Origin of the sequence: Sorangium sp. So ce448 (genome assembly GCF_051520915.1) — a bacterium.
Classification (GTDB): domain Bacteria; phylum Myxococcota_A; class Polyangia; order Polyangiales; family Polyangiaceae; genus Sorangium; species Sorangium cellulosum_B.
In genome coordinates this window covers 12,314,462-12,331,763 of sequence record NZ_CP150343.1, presented here as the reverse complement: position 1 = coordinate 12,331,763, position 17,302 = coordinate 12,314,462, and the positions used below count along the sequence as shown (strand labels likewise).

12 protein-coding genes and 1 pseudogene are annotated in these 17,302 nt (G+C 68.4%); 1 reads left to right on the top strand and 12 read right to left on the bottom strand.

All coding sequences use genetic code 11. The features are described 5' to 3' along the window. Nucleotides 1-32: 32 nt before the first annotated feature. The 11 genes from WMF45_RS46380 to WMF45_RS46330 form a co-directional block, all read right to left on the bottom strand. Nucleotides 33-518: an SLATT domain-containing protein gene (locus WMF45_RS46380; RefSeq protein ID WP_437713220.1), complete on the bottom strand. Its 486-nt coding sequence runs from the start codon at nucleotides 516-518 to the stop codon at nucleotides 33-35. Between the two features lie 226 nt (nucleotides 519-744). Beyond that, entirely contained in the window at nucleotides 745-1,326 is a 582-nt protein-coding gene (locus tag WMF45_RS46375) for a hypothetical protein (RefSeq protein ID WP_437713219.1), read from the bottom strand. 214 nt (nucleotides 1,327-1,540) lie between these two features. Further along, entirely contained in the window at nucleotides 1,541-2,776 is a 1,236-nt protein-coding gene (locus WMF45_RS46370) for a toll/interleukin-1 receptor domain-containing protein (RefSeq protein WP_437713218.1), read from the bottom strand. 381 nt (nucleotides 2,777-3,157) lie between these two features. Beyond that, nucleotides 3,158-4,447 carry an outer membrane protein assembly factor BamB family protein gene (locus WMF45_RS46365; RefSeq protein WP_437713217.1) on the bottom strand — a complete coding sequence of 430 codons (1,290 nt, stop codon included), beginning with the start codon at nucleotides 4,445-4,447 and terminating at the stop codon, nucleotides 3,158-3,160. 112 nt (nucleotides 4,448-4,559) lie between these two features. After that, entirely contained in the window at nucleotides 4,560-5,312 is a 753-nt protein-coding gene (locus tag WMF45_RS46360) for an SDR family oxidoreductase (RefSeq protein WP_437713216.1), read from the bottom strand. A gap of 103 nt (nucleotides 5,313-5,415) precedes the next feature. Then, nucleotides 5,416-6,000, bottom strand: coding sequence for a TetR/AcrR family transcriptional regulator (locus tag WMF45_RS46355; RefSeq protein ID WP_437713215.1), 585 nt, complete (start codon nucleotides 5,998-6,000; stop codon nucleotides 5,416-5,418). An 87-nt stretch (nucleotides 6,001-6,087) separates the two neighbouring features. Next, nucleotides 6,088-6,969, bottom strand: coding sequence for an RNA polymerase sigma factor SigJ (gene sigJ, locus WMF45_RS46350; RefSeq protein WP_437713214.1), 882 nt, complete (start codon nucleotides 6,967-6,969; stop codon nucleotides 6,088-6,090). 5 nt (nucleotides 6,970-6,974) lie between these two features. Next, nucleotides 6,975-7,997, bottom strand: coding sequence for an NAD(P)H-dependent oxidoreductase (locus tag WMF45_RS46345; RefSeq protein ID WP_437713213.1), 1,023 nt, complete (start codon nucleotides 7,995-7,997; stop codon nucleotides 6,975-6,977). A gap of 443 nt (nucleotides 7,998-8,440) precedes the next feature. After that, complete coding sequence (locus tag WMF45_RS46340) at nucleotides 8,441-10,960, bottom strand: S8 family peptidase (RefSeq protein WP_437713212.1); 2,520 nt, start codon at nucleotides 10,958-10,960, stop codon at nucleotides 8,441-8,443. Between the two features lie 3 nt (nucleotides 10,961-10,963). Further along, nucleotides 10,964-11,947: an AAA family ATPase gene (locus WMF45_RS46335; RefSeq protein WP_437713211.1), complete on the bottom strand. Its 984-nt coding sequence runs from the start codon at nucleotides 11,945-11,947 to the stop codon at nucleotides 10,964-10,966. Further along, nucleotides 11,944-12,156 (bottom strand): MerR family DNA-binding transcriptional regulator, encoded by a 213-nt coding sequence (locus WMF45_RS46330; protein ID WP_437713210.1) that lies wholly within the window; start codon nucleotides 12,154-12,156, stop codon nucleotides 11,944-11,946. Before WMF45_RS46330 ends, WMF45_RS46335 begins: the two co-directional genes overlap by 4 nt. A 515-nt stretch (nucleotides 12,157-12,671) precedes the next feature. Between WMF45_RS46330 and WMF45_RS46325 the strand changes: the two are divergent. Beyond that, a pseudogene (locus tag WMF45_RS46325) lies at nucleotides 12,672-13,437 on the top strand (enolase C-terminal domain-like protein). A gap of 27 nt (nucleotides 13,438-13,464) precedes the next feature. Here WMF45_RS46325 and WMF45_RS46320 read toward each other — a convergent pair. Next, nucleotides 13,465-17,244: an FG-GAP-like repeat-containing protein gene (locus WMF45_RS46320; protein WP_437713209.1), complete on the bottom strand. Its 3,780-nt coding sequence runs from the start codon at nucleotides 17,242-17,244 to the stop codon at nucleotides 13,465-13,467. Nucleotides 17,245-17,302: the final 58 nt, after the last annotated feature.

The window sequence follows — 17,302 nt, the reverse complement described above, 5'->3', positions numbered from 1 at the left end:
CTCGACGAGGTCGCGCAACCGCGACGATCTATCTACGCGTTACCATCGTCTGAGTTCGGAGCTCTTCGAAGCCTCGACTCCGTGAGCGCACCGATGTTCTCCGGGCTCGGCACCAAGGGGACCCATTGCTCATGGGAGAACATCACGATCTCGGCGACCCGCTTGGCGAGCAGGCGATCGCGGTCCGCCGCCCTTTCGAAGCCTGCGAATCCGAACGAATGCGCCGCCTGCAGATCTTCGATACGCCGCTGACACGTGCGGTACAGCGCCCAGAGCTGCTGAGGCTTTCTCAGCTGGAGCCATGTCGTCATCCCTGCTGCCAGCAGCGAGAGCAGCGACGGCGTCAGTTTGCTCAGCCAGAACCCCTCGCCGAGCATGACAAAGATCGGCGCCACCAGCGTGCATGCAACGACGGCGGTGAAGCAGATCAACGCCTCGGCCTTGTTGTGATTCGCCTTTCTTTCGAAGTGTAGACGCCATTTCCCTGCATAGCGTACCGCGTCAATCTCGTCAGACATGGTGATTCGAACTTTGCTGTCCAGTAGAGAGCGCTTCCAGCTGCCGCTGCGTATCGCACCCTCGGTCCATCATCAGTTACAGGCGAACGCCACGCGCAGGCGATCCTCCGTCCATGCCGCTCACGAAGACCACGCAGCTCGAGGGGTGGTGCCCACGCGGTGGGGGCCGATCGCGGCGGGATCTGCCTCGGGGTAGCCGGACCGTCGTTCCTGGCTCGGCCAGTCGTCAGCTCGGCGCTCCGACGCGAAACGAGAGCCACCCGGTGCCCGGATCGACGCCGAGCACGTCGAGGCGGGCGCGCAGTCGCCAATCGTGCTTCGCGTACTTACCCTGGTAACTCGGTTGAACGCCGAGCGGCAGTCTGAATGTGCCCTTGAACTTGCGCTCCTCCCCGGGTGCCAAGATCATCCCTGGCGCCACGGTGACCTTCGCTTCGAAGGTCGTCTCCCCATGTCGAGCCACCTCCGAGGTCGCTTGACCTCGCGGCTGGGGCCGGGACTTCGCCGCGGCGTCTGCGAGCACGTTGACCCAGCTCGCGTTTCGCGGCAGCTCGATCTCCTCGACCGATTTGACCTCGAGCAGCACTGCACGCACGTCGAGCGCCGCAAGGCCGTTCTTGAGGGTGATGTGGACCGAGATAGTTTGACCGGGGACGACGAACTGCGGCTCCATCCCCAACGAGACGTTCGCTGCCGAGCCGGTCACCCGATCCACCGTCGTTCGCACAGAGTCCCAGAAGCCCATGTCCACCTCGTTCAGCCAATAGTACACCGCCGCGTGACCGGTGAAAAGACTGCGCTCGCGCACGCCGCGCGGCGGCGCCTCGGTGCCCGTAGCTGCGCTCGTCACGCCCGGCGACCACGGCGTGTGTCCGCCCGACGCGCTGGCACCCGGCGTAGGCCGGTCCGGACCGCGACATGGGCCAGATCATCCCCGAGCTCCTCTAGGACACGTTCGTCCGTTCACGTGGGAAAAGCGGGGCCCCTCCGCCGCGTTTGCCGCATTCAGGTATACACTTCGCTCATCGATACAAACCAGCAGGCGCATATGCGCGGCCGTCAAACCTGTAGACCTGCCTTTCGTTGATAGCCTTTCCGTCCCGCAACCCGCCTCGATGAACCACGAGATCGTAGAAGCTGGTCCCTTCCCGCACGACCTGAATGTCGGCGCTCCAGTCATCCATGCGGCGACGCCCAGTTCCCGAGTCGTGGCCGCACGTGTCGGACTGAAAGACCGCCTTAAACTCGCCGGCGACAGCTGTATACATGACGGTATAGCCAGCCGTAAAACCTTGATTGGTAAAACCCCCATCGATCACAATTGCAGAAATATTGTATCCAATGTTCATCACATAAATACTCGAAGGAGGTTCGCCCCACGCGCCAGCATGCAGTGCGTTTACGTGAACTGCCCCCAGAGTCCAGCCATGTGACGTCTCTAGAAGCTCTACGAAACTCAAGCTCGGCGCGGCCGCGTGGCAAACGTCGCGAGGGACGGGATGCGTGACGGCCACGGCGATATACGCTGCGCAGTCGATGTACTTCACGTAGAAGAATTCAACCACCTCATGCGAGACATCGGCGACATCTGGCGACGGACCTCCGAGCCCGTATTCGCAAGGCCCTCCGAATTTGCGTAGCAACTCAACCACGCAGTCACTTGCGACCACACGGCTCCAATTTCTGAACAGGATTCTCCGATTCGGGTCGATCTCTTGGTCCGTTTTAGTGAACCGCTCGAAGTCTTGGATCGGCACACGCTCAGGAGAACGCTCGGCCATACTGCGGAACGGCAGAATTCCTGCCCGTTGCGCGATCTCTGCCACGATCTCGGCGAGCGCCCGATCGCGACCGTCTCTTTGGAAAGACGCAATGGCTCTCCCGCTCGCGGGTAGGGGCTTGAGGGCACCGAGCCACGGATGCGCACCCCAGAAGCAACTCCGCAGCAGCACGGGAATGACCTTAAGTCCGCCCTGTTCGCGCCTCTGGAACACCTTCGGCAGCTCGACATCCTGGAGGAAGTCAGACGCCAAGAAGTCAGCGCTTATCAGCAAGAGCGCGATGTCCGCTCGATCGAGAGCGGCATCGACGTCCTCTCGCCAGTTGTCGCCGGCCTGCACTCGATCGGCTGTCCAGAGTTCGATCCCAGCAAAGCGTACGAGGACCTGCAGATGACGGACGAGCTGCTCCTTCAACTCGCGGTCCTCAGGGCTGCAACTGATCAGTAGCCTGAGGGGACGGTCCTTGGGAGCGAGCATGCGCGCAAAGTGTCGTTTGATGTGGGTTGGGCGTCAACCTCGGCGAGAGGAAGCCTTGAAGGTCGCGACCGAGCCCATCGCGCGGAGAGGGACGCCCTCCGCGCTCCGGAGACATCCGGGGCGCTTCAGCACGCAATGACTGCGCGCGGGGGATCTCAGGAGAGCCCGCGGCGCTGGCGAGCGGCAAGGCTCCAGCAGCGAGTCGACGCGAGCGGCGGGCTCGACGTTCGGTCCAAGGTTGCTCACCCCCGGTGCCACCGGCAGCCCGAACAGCCTCCCTTTCGCCTCGTGATCGACCCGGGCCGCCGCCTCATCCCCGACAACGGCTTCACGGAGCGTCGGTCGCGGCGGTGCGGCGCGCGGCGACGGCCGGCACAACCTTCACTGCCTCGCGCCGGTCATCGCGGCGTCCACCGGCCTCGTGCCGGCCGCTGCGGCCTCCGCTGGCTTCGCGCCGATCGGCGCGGCGGTGAGCCCGTCGGCCTGCACCACACACGCCTGGATCGGCCGGCCGAGCGACGCGCGCCCCGCCACGGCCCCGCGCTGCGCTTCGAGGAACGTGATCCCGCCGCGCGCGTCGCACAGCGCGAAGCCGCCCGCGTAGGCGGCGCCGCCGAGGAAGTCGGCCTCGCCGGCGTGGGCCCAGGCGAGCGCGCCGGAGCGCGCGTCGAGGCCGACCGCGGCCCGGTAGTACGTCGCCACGTAGCGCTCCGCCTCGATGCCCGGCGGGCCGGCCGGCCTGGGGCGGGCGTAGAGCCGCGCCCTGTCCTCGGCCGAGGCGGCCGGCGCGAGCACCTCGGTCCCGGCGGTCATCCAGACCGGCGCCCCGGGCAGATCGCGCGCCGGCAGCCGCGCGATCGACGCCCGCCCGGCCGCGCCGAGCCCGATCGAGGCGTCGAACCGCGTCGCCGCCTCGCCGCCGAAGAAGACCGCCCCGCCGAGCAGGAAGGCGCGGCTCACCTCGGTGCGGAGCAGCGCCCGCGCCACCTCGCCGCCGGTCTGCAGGTCGAACACCGTGACGTAGCGCCCCTGCCAGGGCAGGAACGCGTAGCGCCCCACGACCGCGGGCACGCCGATGGAGGCCGAGTCCTCTATCTGGCGCAGCACGAGGCCCTCGCGGCTCACCGCGAGCACGACGCTCGTGGTGCCGGTGGTCGACACGAGCGAGACCACGGTGGTCTCGCCGTCGTCGCCGGCGCCGCGGAGCCTGCCGCCGGCGCGGCGTGTCCAGAGCAGCTCCCCGGTGCGCGCGTCGAGGGCGAACAGCTCGCCCTGGCCGAGCCCGACGACGACGCTCCCCGCGACGGCCGGGCGCGCGTCGAGCGGGTGCGCGAAGGTCCACGCCGGGCCGCCGTCGAGCGGCACCCCGACGAGCTCGGACGCCCCCGCCCCGGCGACGACGCCGACCGCCACGTCGGCGCCGAGGGGGATGCGCCTGCCCGCGAACCGCTGCTGGAAGGCCGCGATGCCCGCGCCGCCGTCGTCCTTCCAGCGCGGATCGAACGCCTCACCCTGGGTCTGGCCGCCGCCGCAGGCCACGGACAGGGCCGCGAGCGCAGCGCACGCAGCGACGAGCAGCGCGCGGGCGCGGGCGGCGGCGCAGCGCGCGCGCGGGGCTCGCCCGCGGGCCGTGGCGGGAACAGCCCTGTTCGAATCGATGATCTCAGGCACCTGCGTCCACGTTCCGGCGACCCCCCGCATGCGGTGTGTTCCTGCGCCGGTCGTAGCGTGGCTTCGGCTCACCGAGCAAGCGAGGCGGGCTCCCGCGAGCAGCGCTGGCAGCTCACGCCGAGAAGGCGCCGTCGATCGTCAGGCTCACGCCGTTGATGTAGGTCGACTCGGGCCGGGCCAGGTACGTGACGAACCGCGCGATCTCGTCGGGGTCGGCGATGCGCTTCTCGGGGCTCAGGTTGCGCACCCAGTCGACGTGCGGGCCGTCGGCCGGCATCATGTCGGTCGTCGTCGGGCCAGGCTGGACGTTGATGACCGAGATGCCGCGCGGGGCCAGATCCAGCGCCAGCCCGCGCACCAGCCGGGCGACAGCGGCCTTCGTCATCCCGTAGACGGCCGAGCCAGCGAGCATCGCGCGCTCGGCGATGTTGCTGCCGATGACGACGATCTTCCCGCCGCGCGAGAGGTGGTTCGCCGCGGCCTTGGCGGCGACGAACACGCCGCGCACGTTGACGGCCATCATCCTGTCGAAGTCCTCGAGGCTGTATTCCTCCACATTGCCGAAGATCAGGATGCCGGCGTTGTTCACGAGGACGTCGAGCCCGCCGAGCGCCCTGGCGCCCTCGGCGATCGCGCGCTCGAGCGCGCTCGCGTCGGCGCTGTCGGCCTGGAGGGCGATGGCGCGCCCTCCCCCGGATTCGACGGCCGCGACGAGCTCCCGCGCCCGGTCCGGCCGGCTCACGTAGGTGAAGGCGACCGCCGCGCCCTCCCGCGCGAGGCGCTTCACGATGGCCGCGCCGATGCCGCGCGATCCGCCGATGACGATCGCCTTCTTCCCTGCGAGCGGCTTGATGTCGTTGTTCATGTCGATCTCCTTTGCGTCGTTGGCTGTTGTGCTTCGGTTTACTTGAACGATCAGTCAAAAATAGCGCGCGGCGAGGGCAAAGCCCGGAGCGGCCGCCGCGCGATCAGCGCGGGCGCAGGCTCTGGACCGCGAAGGCCGCGACGTCGCGGAGGGCGTCGGTCGATGCGCCGGCCTTGGCCTGCACCTTCATCCCGCTGAGCGTGGTCGCGAGGAAGCGAGCGGCCGCGCGGCTGTCGACCGCGCGGCCGATGTCCCCCTTCGCCTTGCCGTCGTCGATGACGTCCTTGAGCACGGTCTCGAGCAGCGCGGCGCTGGTCGCGGTGAGCGCGCGCACCTCGTCGTCCTCGCGGGCGAGCTCGCAGACGGCGTTCACGCCCATGCAGCCGAGGGAGCGCGCCGCGCCGTGCTCCTCGGCGAGGTCGACGAGGACACGCTCGAGCGCCGCGAGCGCGCTCGGTCCGGCCCGGAGCTCCTTGATCACCGAGGCGATGCTGTCGGCGTTGTAGGCGCGGAGCGCCTCGAGAAACAGCCGTCGCTTGTCGCCGAACGTGTCGTAGAGGCTCTGTCGGCCGATCCCCATGGCACGGACGAGATCCTCGGTCGAGGTGCCCGCGAAGCCCTTCTCCCAGAAGACCGGGATGGCGCGCCGGAGCACCTCGTCGCGATCGAACTCCTTGGGCCGGGCCACGGAGAGAGCATGACCGTTCTGGACTGCCAGGTCCAGAAAAAAAGAGCAGGGCGCCGCGCCTGCTTTCCCTCGCCGGGCCCGCGCCGCTCAGCCAGCCTCCGCGAGGAAGGCTGCGAGCTTCTCCGGGTTGCGGTGGGCATACACCGCTCGAATCACGCCCTCGTCGACGCTCACGCTCACGGCGGCGATCAGCCGATCTTCGTCGTGGACCAGGAGCCCCGGCGAACCGTTGAACCACCGCACAACGAAGCGGTAGCGGCCATCGGGGTGCGCCGCGGCGCTCCAGACGCGGGCGAAGAAGGTGCTCACCGCGTCCGCGCCGCGGAGCACGTGGGTCACCGTCTCGGCCTTGCCGCCCCCGTCCGAGTGGAGCTCCACGCCCTCCGCGAGCAGGCTGCGGAGCTCGTCGGTCCGGCCGGCGCGGGCGGCGTCCAGGAACGCGGTCAGGAGGCGCTGGTGCTCGGTGGACGACGCCGCGAACTTCGGCCGCGCGTCGCGGACCCGCGCGCGGGCACGGGAGGCGAGCTTCCGGCACGCCGCGCTCTCTTTGCCGAGCAGGGTGGAGATCTCATCGAAGCTGTAGCCGAACACGTCGTGCAGCAGGAACGCGGCGCGCTCCTTCGGCGTCAGCCGCTCGAGGGCGTGCATCAACGCCACCGAGACGGTCTCGTCGATCTGCGGCTCCTCGTCGGGGCTCCGCGACCCCTCCATCAACGGCTCCGGCAGCCATGTGCCCACGTACGTCTCTCTCCGGGAACGCGCCGATTGCAGCGTGTTCAGCGCGATGCGGCTGCACACCGTGACGAGCCACGCGCGCGGGTCGCGGATCGGGTCGATGTCTGTCTGGCTCCACTTCAAGAACGTCTCCTGCACGATGTCGAGGGCGTCGGCGCGCGTGCCGAGCATCCGGTAAGCGAGCCCCTCGAGGAGGGGGCGATGGCTCTCGAAAAGACGCGTTCGGTGATCCATGACGGTTACTCGATGGCGTTGGACATCAGCACGGCGAAGCGCCAGCCCTGAGCCGTCCGCCGGAAAACATGCGTGTACTTCTGCCGCGCGGCGAAGACGCCCGCGGCCCCGCCGCGCCGCATGGCCACCTCTTGCCGGCCCACCTCGACGGCCAGGTCGCCGCTCCGCTCGATCCGCTCCGGCGTCTTCCTGAACGACGCGAAGCTCGCGCTCCGGAAGAGCTCCGCCTCGCACGCGAGGAACCGCTCGCGGCCGGAGACGACCTCGTGCCCCGGGATCAGGAGCTGGATGTCGTCGGTGCAAAGCGCCGCGTAGGCCTCCGCGTCCCCCCGCTGGATGGCAGCGGCCTGCGCGGCCCGCAGCCCGCCGATCTCCCGGCGATCTTCCTCGGTGAACGGCCCGAGGCACACCGGCTCTCCAGGAGAGGCGAAGAGATGGTCGATCTCGGCCCGCGCGCGCGCGACGCGACGCGACCGAGAGGCCTCGTCTCCGCTCATCCCCTCCAGCGAGATCACGTCGACCTTCGTGACGCCGATGAAGGCCAGTATCGCCCGCAGCGTGCGCGTCTGAAGCTCGTCCTCGGCGGCGGGCGAGGCGACCCCGCCGCGCGCCGTCACGACGGACGCCGACTTGCTGGTGAGGAGGCCTACATAGCGCCCTTCTGCCTGTGCGAACGTACGGTCATTGCGGATGACGTGATCGAAGTAGGCCTTGAGGGTCGATGGCAGCGTGAGGTTGTACAGCGGGCTGCTGATCAGCAGGTGATCGGCCGAGCTCAGCTCCTCGATCAAGGCGTCGGACAGCACGAGGCCCTCGGGCGGCGGCCCTGCGGAAGGCGGCGGGGGCGCGAGAAACGCAGCGATGGTCACGGCGTCGAGGTGCGGCACCGGATACCGGGCGAGGTCGCGAACGATGACGCGGCCTCCCGGATTCGATTCTGTCCAGCGTACCTGGAAATAGTCCGCCACGCTCCGCGAGCTCGACCCTTGCGTACGGGCGCTTGCATCGATTCTGAGCAGTCTCTTCATGTCCTCTCCGGGTGGGGTCCGCTCCCAGGACAAGACAGCCCCCCGGAATGTGACCGCCGGCGCAGCACGGGCCTGAGTCTGGCGCGGCCGGGGAGCCGGGTGGATGCCCAATCCGGCCGTCCGATCGCGACGGCGAGGCCGCGCGCCGGCGGCGCGGATGGCTCGTCGGGGGCGCTTGGGGGCTGGGCGAGGCGGGCGGCCGGCCGACAGCGCGCGGCGCACAGGCGACGGCAGGAAGCGCCCGGGGGGATGAGAGCGAGCGACCAGGCGCCGTAGCGTTCAACAGGTGGAAACAGCCGCCCGTCTTCCTCGATGAGGAGTTCCGCGCTCCGGGCCATGCGGCGGATCTCTGCTTCGGCGATGGGTGGTTCGTCTTGGCCGACACAACGTCATGCCAGTTTATGGAACTGATGGTGTTGGCTACCGGCGCATGAATCTCCACATCACACTTCGACGGCGATCGTTCCCTCGACCATCGATTTGATGGCCGCGTAGACGCCAGGGCCGAATACGGACACGACGAGTGAAAACTTGATGTCCTGCCACTTTAGCGCCTTGCGCTGGTCCCACCAGCCGAGCACCGGCACGATCGCGATCAGCTTGTCGCCAACCAGCGCCGACATCTTCCCACGCCACCGATCGCTCTGCACGGTTCCGCGGCTACGACGCTCGATGCCCACGTCCCAGTCGAACGACTTGGTCTTCTCGATCTTGAGTCGCTTGCCGTCTGCACCCGTCGGACGCTTCAGCGCATTGATCCGCTGAATGAACGCGTCGGCGCTCTCTTGCGGGCCCTGCATGTCCCACTTCAGATCGAGTCCGTTGTACGTGCGCCGTCCGAACTTGTTGGGCTCGGTGAAGTACGAGAGAGTGACGCGCAGCTCGACGTCGGGGTCTGCATCGCTGAGCAGGCTTTCGGGGAGCGGCAATCGATACAGCTTCACCTTCCGGCGAACCTTCCGCTCCGTCGTCTTCGTCGTGGCCCGCTTCGGCGGCGTCTTCTTCGGCTCTTCCTCGATGACGGCATTCGGCATCGAGTCTTCGACCACGATCGTCGCCACACCCTGGGCGCACTCCGAGGCAAGCCGCTCGCTCGGCACACCGTAGCCGCACGCTTGGAGCCGATCGTTCAGGCCGGGGAAGTCCCCGACCATCGCCTTCGTCCAGCTCGCGGAGTGAACGATGAGCCCACGCACCGTCTCGGGACGAAGCTTCGGATCGAGTGACCAGATGTGCGCGGCGAGGTGTGCCGCACGCGCGCTCGCCTCGCTGGTCATCGAGATCAATCCTATCGGGCTGCCATGCGTGTGCCGATGGCTGGTGGTGAGCGCCGAGAGGGTGGGCACGGTCGAGTCGGCGAGCGTCCCGGAGATCGCCAGGTTGCCGCCCTCGATCACGACGTCTGGTTTGATGGGCCACTCGTTGCCGACGAGCCCCGTGCTCGTGTACGGCGAGATGCCGCCCGGCTTCGTCGCAACGACGCGAGCCTCGGCGTAATCGTTGTCGTTCGGCAGCTCGACACGCGCCGTGAACGCACCTACCGTCAGCGCGTTGGATGCCTGCGCGGGCTGGTGAATCTTCTCCGAGAGCTGGAGCTGCGGGTGCTGCTCGGCGAGCGCGAGCCACTGCGCGTCGCGCGCGTTGCCCGCCGACACGATCATCAATCGTCCGTATCCCCCGCGGAACGCGAGCTGGTCCACCGCCTGGCTCCACAGCGTTGGCGCGATTCCATCGAGCGGGGGATCCTGCATTGACCGCGTCACGGCGAGCACGAAAGCACGGTTACGAGGACGAGGGTCGGCGTCCTCCGCAGATCGCACCGCGCGCTCCGTCAGGACGGGCCACTTTTCGTAGTTCTCGTCGGCGGCCGTACCGTATCTCGGCGCGATCAAGAGCCGGCTGCTCTGCAGCCAGTGCGTGGCGTCAGCGCTTCCGCGCTCGAGGGCCGCGCCGATGTCTCGGTACAGCGCCAGCCCCGCCATCTTCGTTCCGTGCCCGTAGGTGTCCTCGGGCGACGGGATCTCGGGACCGGCCGTCGTCGCTGTCAGGATCGCCGACTTCAGGAGTGGGTGCCCCGTGGCGATGCCCGTGTCGAGGACGACGACGGACGGCGCGTTTTCATGAGGCTGCCCGAGCGCGAAGTCAGCGACGTCCTTGGTGGAGAGGTCGTCAAGCAGCTTCAGATCGCGGAGGGGCTGCGGGGCGAGCTCGACTTCGTAGATGCAGTCGGTCGCCTTGCGCAGTTCATCGAGCTGCGCGCGCGTCAGCCGAACGAAGAAGTAGAGCTGCTCGGGGCCGAGGAATTCGTCGAGCTTCTGGGACGCACCAAGCCGATAGAGCTGCCGAGCGATCTGCGCGCGGCTGTTGTTGGTGTCCTCGGCGCGATTCCGGTACCCGCCACGACAGCCGATCTCAAACCAGCACGGGCGATCGGCGGGCGGCGCTTCAGCCCAGAGCCGCGCGCCGCTGAGGTCCTCGAGCTCCGCGAGCCCGATGCTTCCCACGGGCGCGATCGCTCGCTCGTTGCAACGCTGGGTGGTGACCGTGCCGTCCTTCGCGGTCTTGGTCTTCACCTTCGCGTCGTCAGCGAACGCATCGAGCTTCTTCCGCAGGTACTCAAGGTCCGCGTTGGCGACGTCGAGAAGGACGGTGCCGGAGTCCGGCATGGCACCCACGAGCCGGGCGTCGGCGCGGGAGTCATCAAGCTGGTCTGGTGCGAGCTGCGCGTTGGGTGCTGGCCGCACGGCGACGATCTCGCGCTTCGCCAGCTCGTCGCGCGCTATCTCGGCGCGCGCCTTCACCTGCTGTGTGATGGCGTCGAGCTGCTGCAGCAGCGTCGTCCGGTGCGCCTTCGGGTCGAGCGACGGCATCGCGGGCCGCACGCCGCCGCCGCCCTGCGGCGCTTCGTAGGTGTCCACCGAGGTGATTCGCCCTCGGAGGAGAGGGAGCCGAGTGTCGGCCATTGGTTATCTCCTGACCGGTACGTCGCGTCTCTTCAGCTCCTCCAGCGCCAGGACAACATCACGCTCGGAGATCTCTTCACGATCATCGAGGGCCATCGTGCGGACCGCATCATCACAGGCGCGTGCAACGTCCGCAAAGCTCCATCCCTCTGCGTTGGCCGCGAGGCGGTTGACGGCTTCGTCGGAGAGGCCCACCGTCGAGAGCCGCAGCTTCATCAGCTCGGCGATCTGCTCGCGCGGCGGCTTGTCGAAGGGGACGATCACGTCGAAGCGCCTAAACACGGCACGGTCCAGGAGCTCGACGTGGTTCGTCGCGGCGACGAGGATGCTTCCGCTCATGTCGGCGTCAACGAGCTGCAGGAATGCGGTGACGACGCGGTTCATCTCGCCGACGTCCTGGGAGTCACCACGCGCCTTCGCGACAGAGTCGAACTCGTCGAAGAGGTACACGCCCGGGCGGTGCGGCATTTCCGCGAAGATCGCGCGGAGCTGCACGGCCGTGGCTCCGAGGAAGCGCGAGAACAGCGCATCGAAGCGCACGGTCATCAGCGGCAGCCCCATCTCGCCAGCGAGCACGGCGGCGGCGAGGGTCTTTCCGCAGCCGGGCGCGCCGTGGAACAGCAGGCGGCGACGCGGCGACACGCCGAACCGCTCGAGCCGCGCGCGTGACCGGTTCTCGGAGATGACCCGCTTGAGCGTCTCTTCGGCCTCTGGACGCAACACGATGTCACGGAGGCGCTCCTCACGGTGGCCGCCCTCGAGGATGTCCGCGAGCTCGCCACGTGGTGCGGCGATGTCCACGACGGGCCCGTGCTTGCGGGTGCTTGTCGCGGGCATCTTGGCGATGATCGACCGGATCTCCTCCGCGACGCGCACGTGGCCCGCGGTGCTCTCGGCCGCAGCAAGCTGCAGCGCCGCCTTGCGGAATGACGACTCGTCGCCGTCCGCGTGGGACTGTAGCAGCAGCTTGAGGATGTCGGCCTTCACGACGCTTCCTCGGATCCCGAGAGGATCTGCCTCCGTAGCTCCACAATTTGGCGGCGAAGGTACAGCCGGTAGCCGTTCATCGGGTGACGTTTCGCCCGCAGTTTCCCCGCTTTGTCCCAGCGCCGAAGGGTCTGCTCGCTCACGTCGAGCACCTCGGCGGCGGCCTTGATCGTCAGCACCTCGTCCTCGTGGTTTTCGGGTCTCCCCATGGCGCGAAGCTTATACAACCTTGATCGCGGGGACAAGCACCAGGCTGCCTGTCTCGTTTGGTTCGTCACGGTCGATCTCGTGTCCCGTTTCGGCGGAGAACACCGCATTTCCCCCCCGAAAGGACACCGTCACGCCCAAGCCCCGCAGCAAGAAACCCCCGAGCCGGCTCGACGCCGTTGGCCTCCCGCCACTTCCGCCCACGCTCGCAGAGGCGGAGCGTGCTTCATCGAGCCCGTGCTCGGTCGCCTCCTCGACGCGCCGAAGCCGTCCAGGACCGCCGGGAAGGAGGTGCGGGATGGCGAAGCGAACGGAACGTGCTCGCTGGATGAGCTACCTCCGCGCGAGCGGATAGGAAGCCTCCGACGATCGCCCGGATCCGCCTTGCGCCGCGCGTGCCCCTGCCGCACGAGCCGGTCGTTCAGGCGCGTGCGGTCATGCTCGGCCGGGCTCCGCCGGCATCTGACGCACGAGGCTATGCGCGCTGTCCGGCGTAGTCCGTACGAAGGGGGACCCCATGTCCGTGTGCATCACCGATGTCATCGCCCGCGACATCCGCTTTCCGACCTCGCGCTCTCTCGCCGGCTCGGACGCCATGAACCCGAGGCCGGACTACTCGGCGGCCTACGTCGTGCTCGAGACCGATGGCCCGGAGCGGATCGAGGGGCATGGCCTGACCTTCACGATTGGCCGTGGAAACGAGCTCTGCGTGGCGGCGATCGACGCGCTCCGCCCCCTGCTCGTGGGCAGGCGCGTGGACGCCATGACGGCCGACATGGGCGCTGTTCGATCCCTGGTGGATCGAGGAGCCCACGAGCCCCGACGACATCCTCGGCCACGCCGCGATCGCCAGGGCGATCGCGCCGATCGGCGTGGCGACGGGGGAGCACACCCACAATCGCGTCATGTTCAAGCAGATGTTCCAGGCGGGCGCGATCCAGTTCTGCCAGGCGGACGGCGCCCGGCTGGGCGGCGTCAACGAGGTGCTCGCCGTGCTGCTCATGGCGGCCAAGTTCGGCGTCCCGGTCTGCCCTCACACCGGCGGGGTCGGCCTCTCGGAGATCATGCAGCACATCTCGCTCTTCGACTACATCTCCGTGAGCGCGTCGCTCGAGGACCGCATCCTGGAGCACGTGGATCACCTCCACGAGCACTTCGTCGATCCGGTCGTCGTCCAGGCTGGCCGTTACATGCCGCCCACCGCGCCGGGGTACAGCACCACCCTGCGGCCCGAGTCGCTCGATCAGTTCGAGTTTCCGGCCGGCGCGGCGTGGGCGAGGTGAGCGTGCAGATCCCTGACAGCCTCTCGCTCAGGGCACCGTCGTGTTGAGCAGGAGCTGATTCGCCTGGCTGTAATTCCCCAGCATGAGATCCAGGTCCCCGTCGCCATCCATGTCGCCGACGTCCCCGTCGGCCGTCAAGAGGACGGTCTGGGTGAGCCAGGGGGCGTCGATCTGGTCGAAGTAGCCGCCAGCGTTCCTGTACAGCGAGTGCTTGCGCGATACCATCGTGGGGATGTCGCCCCGCAGCATGACGATGTCCACGTCGCCGTCCATGTCGAAGTCGCCGAGCTCGACCTCGCGAGCGTGGGCGTCGTAGGCGTGCGCGCTGATCCGGCTCGCCGTCACGTTGGCGAAGTACCCGGTCCCGTTGTTCGAGAGCAGGACAATCTGACTTCCGCCTGCGGGGGCGAACACCAGATCCAGGTCCCCATCGTTGTCGAGGTCCCCAGCCTCGACGTCGACCGACCCGAAGGTCGTCAGCGGCAAACTGGCGCCCAGACGACCGCTGGCGTTGACGAACGGGCCTCCCTGGGTGTTGCGCAAGAACAGGGTCGTGGTGCCGGCCAGGATGAGCTCGGGGTAGATGGCATGACGGATCGCGAGGCAATCCGCCTGCTGGGCCGGCGTCACCGCGCCGCTCGCCACGAGCCCGGCGACCGATCGCTTGGGATCGGAGCAGATCCCACACAGGGCAGCAGGGCGGCCCGCGCACGCGGAAGCGTTGACGTCCGCGATCTCCACGCACAGCGCCTTCTCCACCGTGATGTCCTGCGTCGTGGTGCCGAGCCAGAGGCTGCTCTGGTCGGTGAACACGCCGTTGCCCCCGTTGATGAGCAGCGTCGAGTTGCCCGGCGCGATGTTCCCGAAGAACGCGTCGAGATCACCGTCGGCGTCCACGTCGCAGAGCTCGACCGCGCGATCCGACATCGTGGTCGATGGCAGGCGCCCGGACGTGGCCACCGTGAAGGTGCCGCCGGAGTTGAGGTACAGGGCGGCCCGCTTCATCGCTATCGTGCCCGTGGCGGAGTGAGCTGCCGCGATGATGTCCATGTCGCCGTCACCGTCCACATCGCCGGAGTCCACATCGGTGTGCTTGACCAGCAGGCTGGGAAATTGCAGCGCCGTGACGTCCACGAGGTGGCCGCCGTCGTTCCTGAGCAGGCGAGGCTGCATGAGAGCGGTCGAGTAGGGCGCGATGAACACGTCGAGATCACCGTCGTTGTCCATGTCGATCAGGTCGATGTCGCTGGTCGCGGTCGTCGTGCCGAGCGGGACGCGCCCCACCGTGCCGTCGGTGAACAGCGGCTGCGGAGGCAGCGGCGCGGTGAGCGCGGCGTGCGCGTCGACGATGCCGCCGGTGCGGGTGAGGCCGGCGAACGCGGGCAGCGGCGCGGCGGTCTGCTCGATCATCTTCACCACGCGCACGGGGTCGAAACGCAGCTCGCTGTGCTGGGACAGGAGCAGCCCGGCAACGCCGCTGACCATCGGGGCGGCGAGGGACGTGCCGTCGGCGCCGAGGAAGGTGTTCGTGCCAGGCGCCGCGATCGAGACCGTCTTCGCGCCATAGGCGGACGATTGGCCGCCCGACCAGACGGAGCGGTTGCCGGACTGGTCGCTCGCCGCGACCACGATCTTGTTGGGCAGCCCGAGATGAGCGGGGAAGTCGGCGAGGAGCGGATTCCCAAACGAATCGACCGTGTCGAGGTTGGTCCCCCAGTTGCCCGCGCCGGTCACGAACAGGAGGTGGGAGACGCCGAGGTCCCAGACGGCCTCCGTCATGTCACGAAGGGCGTCCTCGGGAGTGTACGAGATGCCCGTCCAGCTGTTGAAGCTGCCGCCGAACGAGCTGTTGACGATGTGTGCGCCGTTGCGCGCGGCGTACTGGTACGCCTCGAGGATGGCATCGTACGTCGGGGCGGCGACGGTCGTTGGTGTGCCGTTCACGATGCGCGTCTCCAGGCGCCCGTTGCCCAGGGGCATGATCTTGACCCGGTGCATCACGCCGGTGTAACCGGCGCAGTCGTCTCCGATCTCGCCGAGAGCCCCCGCCACGATGTCTCCGTGCGTGTTTCCGGTGTCCACGGGCGACGGGTCGTTCGGCCTGAGCGGGCTGCCGCCGAGGTCTTGTCCCGGGCGCGCGAACTGGAAGCCGCGGCAGTCGTCCGGATAGCCGTTCTCGTCATCGTCTCGCGCGGCCCCGTCGCAGTCCTGTCCTTCGGGCGCGCCCAGCAGCGCGCCCGGGGGCAGGGCGTTGCAGGCGACGCCGCCGGGGCCGATCTCGTCGGCAATCGAGCCGTCGCCGTCGTCGTCCAGGTGGTTCGTGTAGATGCGCGCGACGTCGGGATCGAGCAGATCCGTCGCGCCGTCGCCGTCATCGTCCACCCCGCAGCCGCCGGGGCAGCCGTCGCTGTTCAGGTCCGACCGCGGGCAGGTCCCGCCCGTCGTGAGCGGCATGCAGTCGCTGCTGCACGGGGGCGCGGCGCAGCACTCGTCCGCGTTGAGGTAGATGTTGTCGACCAGCGGATGAGGGCCCGGGCCGCCACAATTGTCCGTGTCGTGGTACGCGCCCTGATAGTAAATCACGCCGCTGTCGACCACCGCGACGACGACATCGTGGGATCCGCGCTGGATATCCCAGGCGGCGTCCACGTTCATCGCCTCGATGTACCAGTTCTGCGTGTGATAGTATGTATCGTTCGGCGCGTAGGTCGGCACGGCGATCAGGTTGGGCAGGGCGAGCCGCACCGGCTCGCCGCCCGCGAGGAGCGCCGAGAGCGCCTCCCTCTCCGTCCCCTTCGGCACGGTGACAACGCCCATGTCCGGAGTGATCTGCCGCGCGAGCGCGCCCCGTACGCCGGAGAGGACCCTCCCGCGCTCCTCCGCCGACGTGCCGGAGCTGAACTTCACGATGAGCTCGCCCGGCACCATGGACGCGAGGGACACGACCACGATGTCAGAAGCGCTCTCGTTGCCGTCGATGTCGGTCGCGACGACGTGGACCCGGTTGGGCGTCAGGAACTCACCCGGGTCGTTCCGGAGCGGCAGGTCGATGGAGAACTCTCCTGCCGGCGTGAGCGCCGACGCCTGCGCCGGCGCATCGCCGATGCTGACGCTGACCGATCGCGCCAGCGTGTTGTCCTCGACGCGGCCTCGCAGGGTGAATGTCCCCTGAGCCACGATGTCCCCCTTCGCCGAGGACCTCGCGTAGTCCTCGGCGACGCGGAGCCTCGGGGCCTCGTCCGTCGCGCCGAGGCGGATGGCGTCGAGCCGGCAAGGGCCCGTGGCGCCCCGCGGCAGATCCAGCGCGATCTTGAGCCGCAGGTCGTCGTACTCTGTCTTGAGCGCCGCCACCAGCTCGGCAGGCAGCTCGAAATCGACGCGTGTGAACTGACCTGCCGCTCCCCGGGGGAGCGCGACCTCCTGGATGAACCGGCGCTCGATCCCCCGGGAGGGCAGCTCCACGAACAGGTGGACGTGCCCCAGCGGCTCCGCGCCGGGCGGCGCCTCCGGGAGCGACAGGCTCATGGAGAGGGTGGAGTGGACCGCCGCGAGGGTGCTGAGCGGCGCGCTCACCAGCTCGTGGTACCCGCCGCCGGGCACCTCGAGGCTCTTCTCGCCGTGCGCGCGCTGGTCGCTCGCCTGCGCGGCGCCGCCATCGAGCGTCCACGCGCCCGCGTCCTCGAACCCGAGGATGCTCTCGTTCGACGGTCGCACCGCGCCGTCGCTCGCGGCGCCGCCAGGAGCGACGCTCGTGCCATCGCAGCTGCATATCAATGCTGCGGCGACGACCCATCGTCCACGTTTCATATCATTCTCTCGCTGATGCCCGAAGATTGAGCCAGGATGGACGTCGGCAGGTCCACGA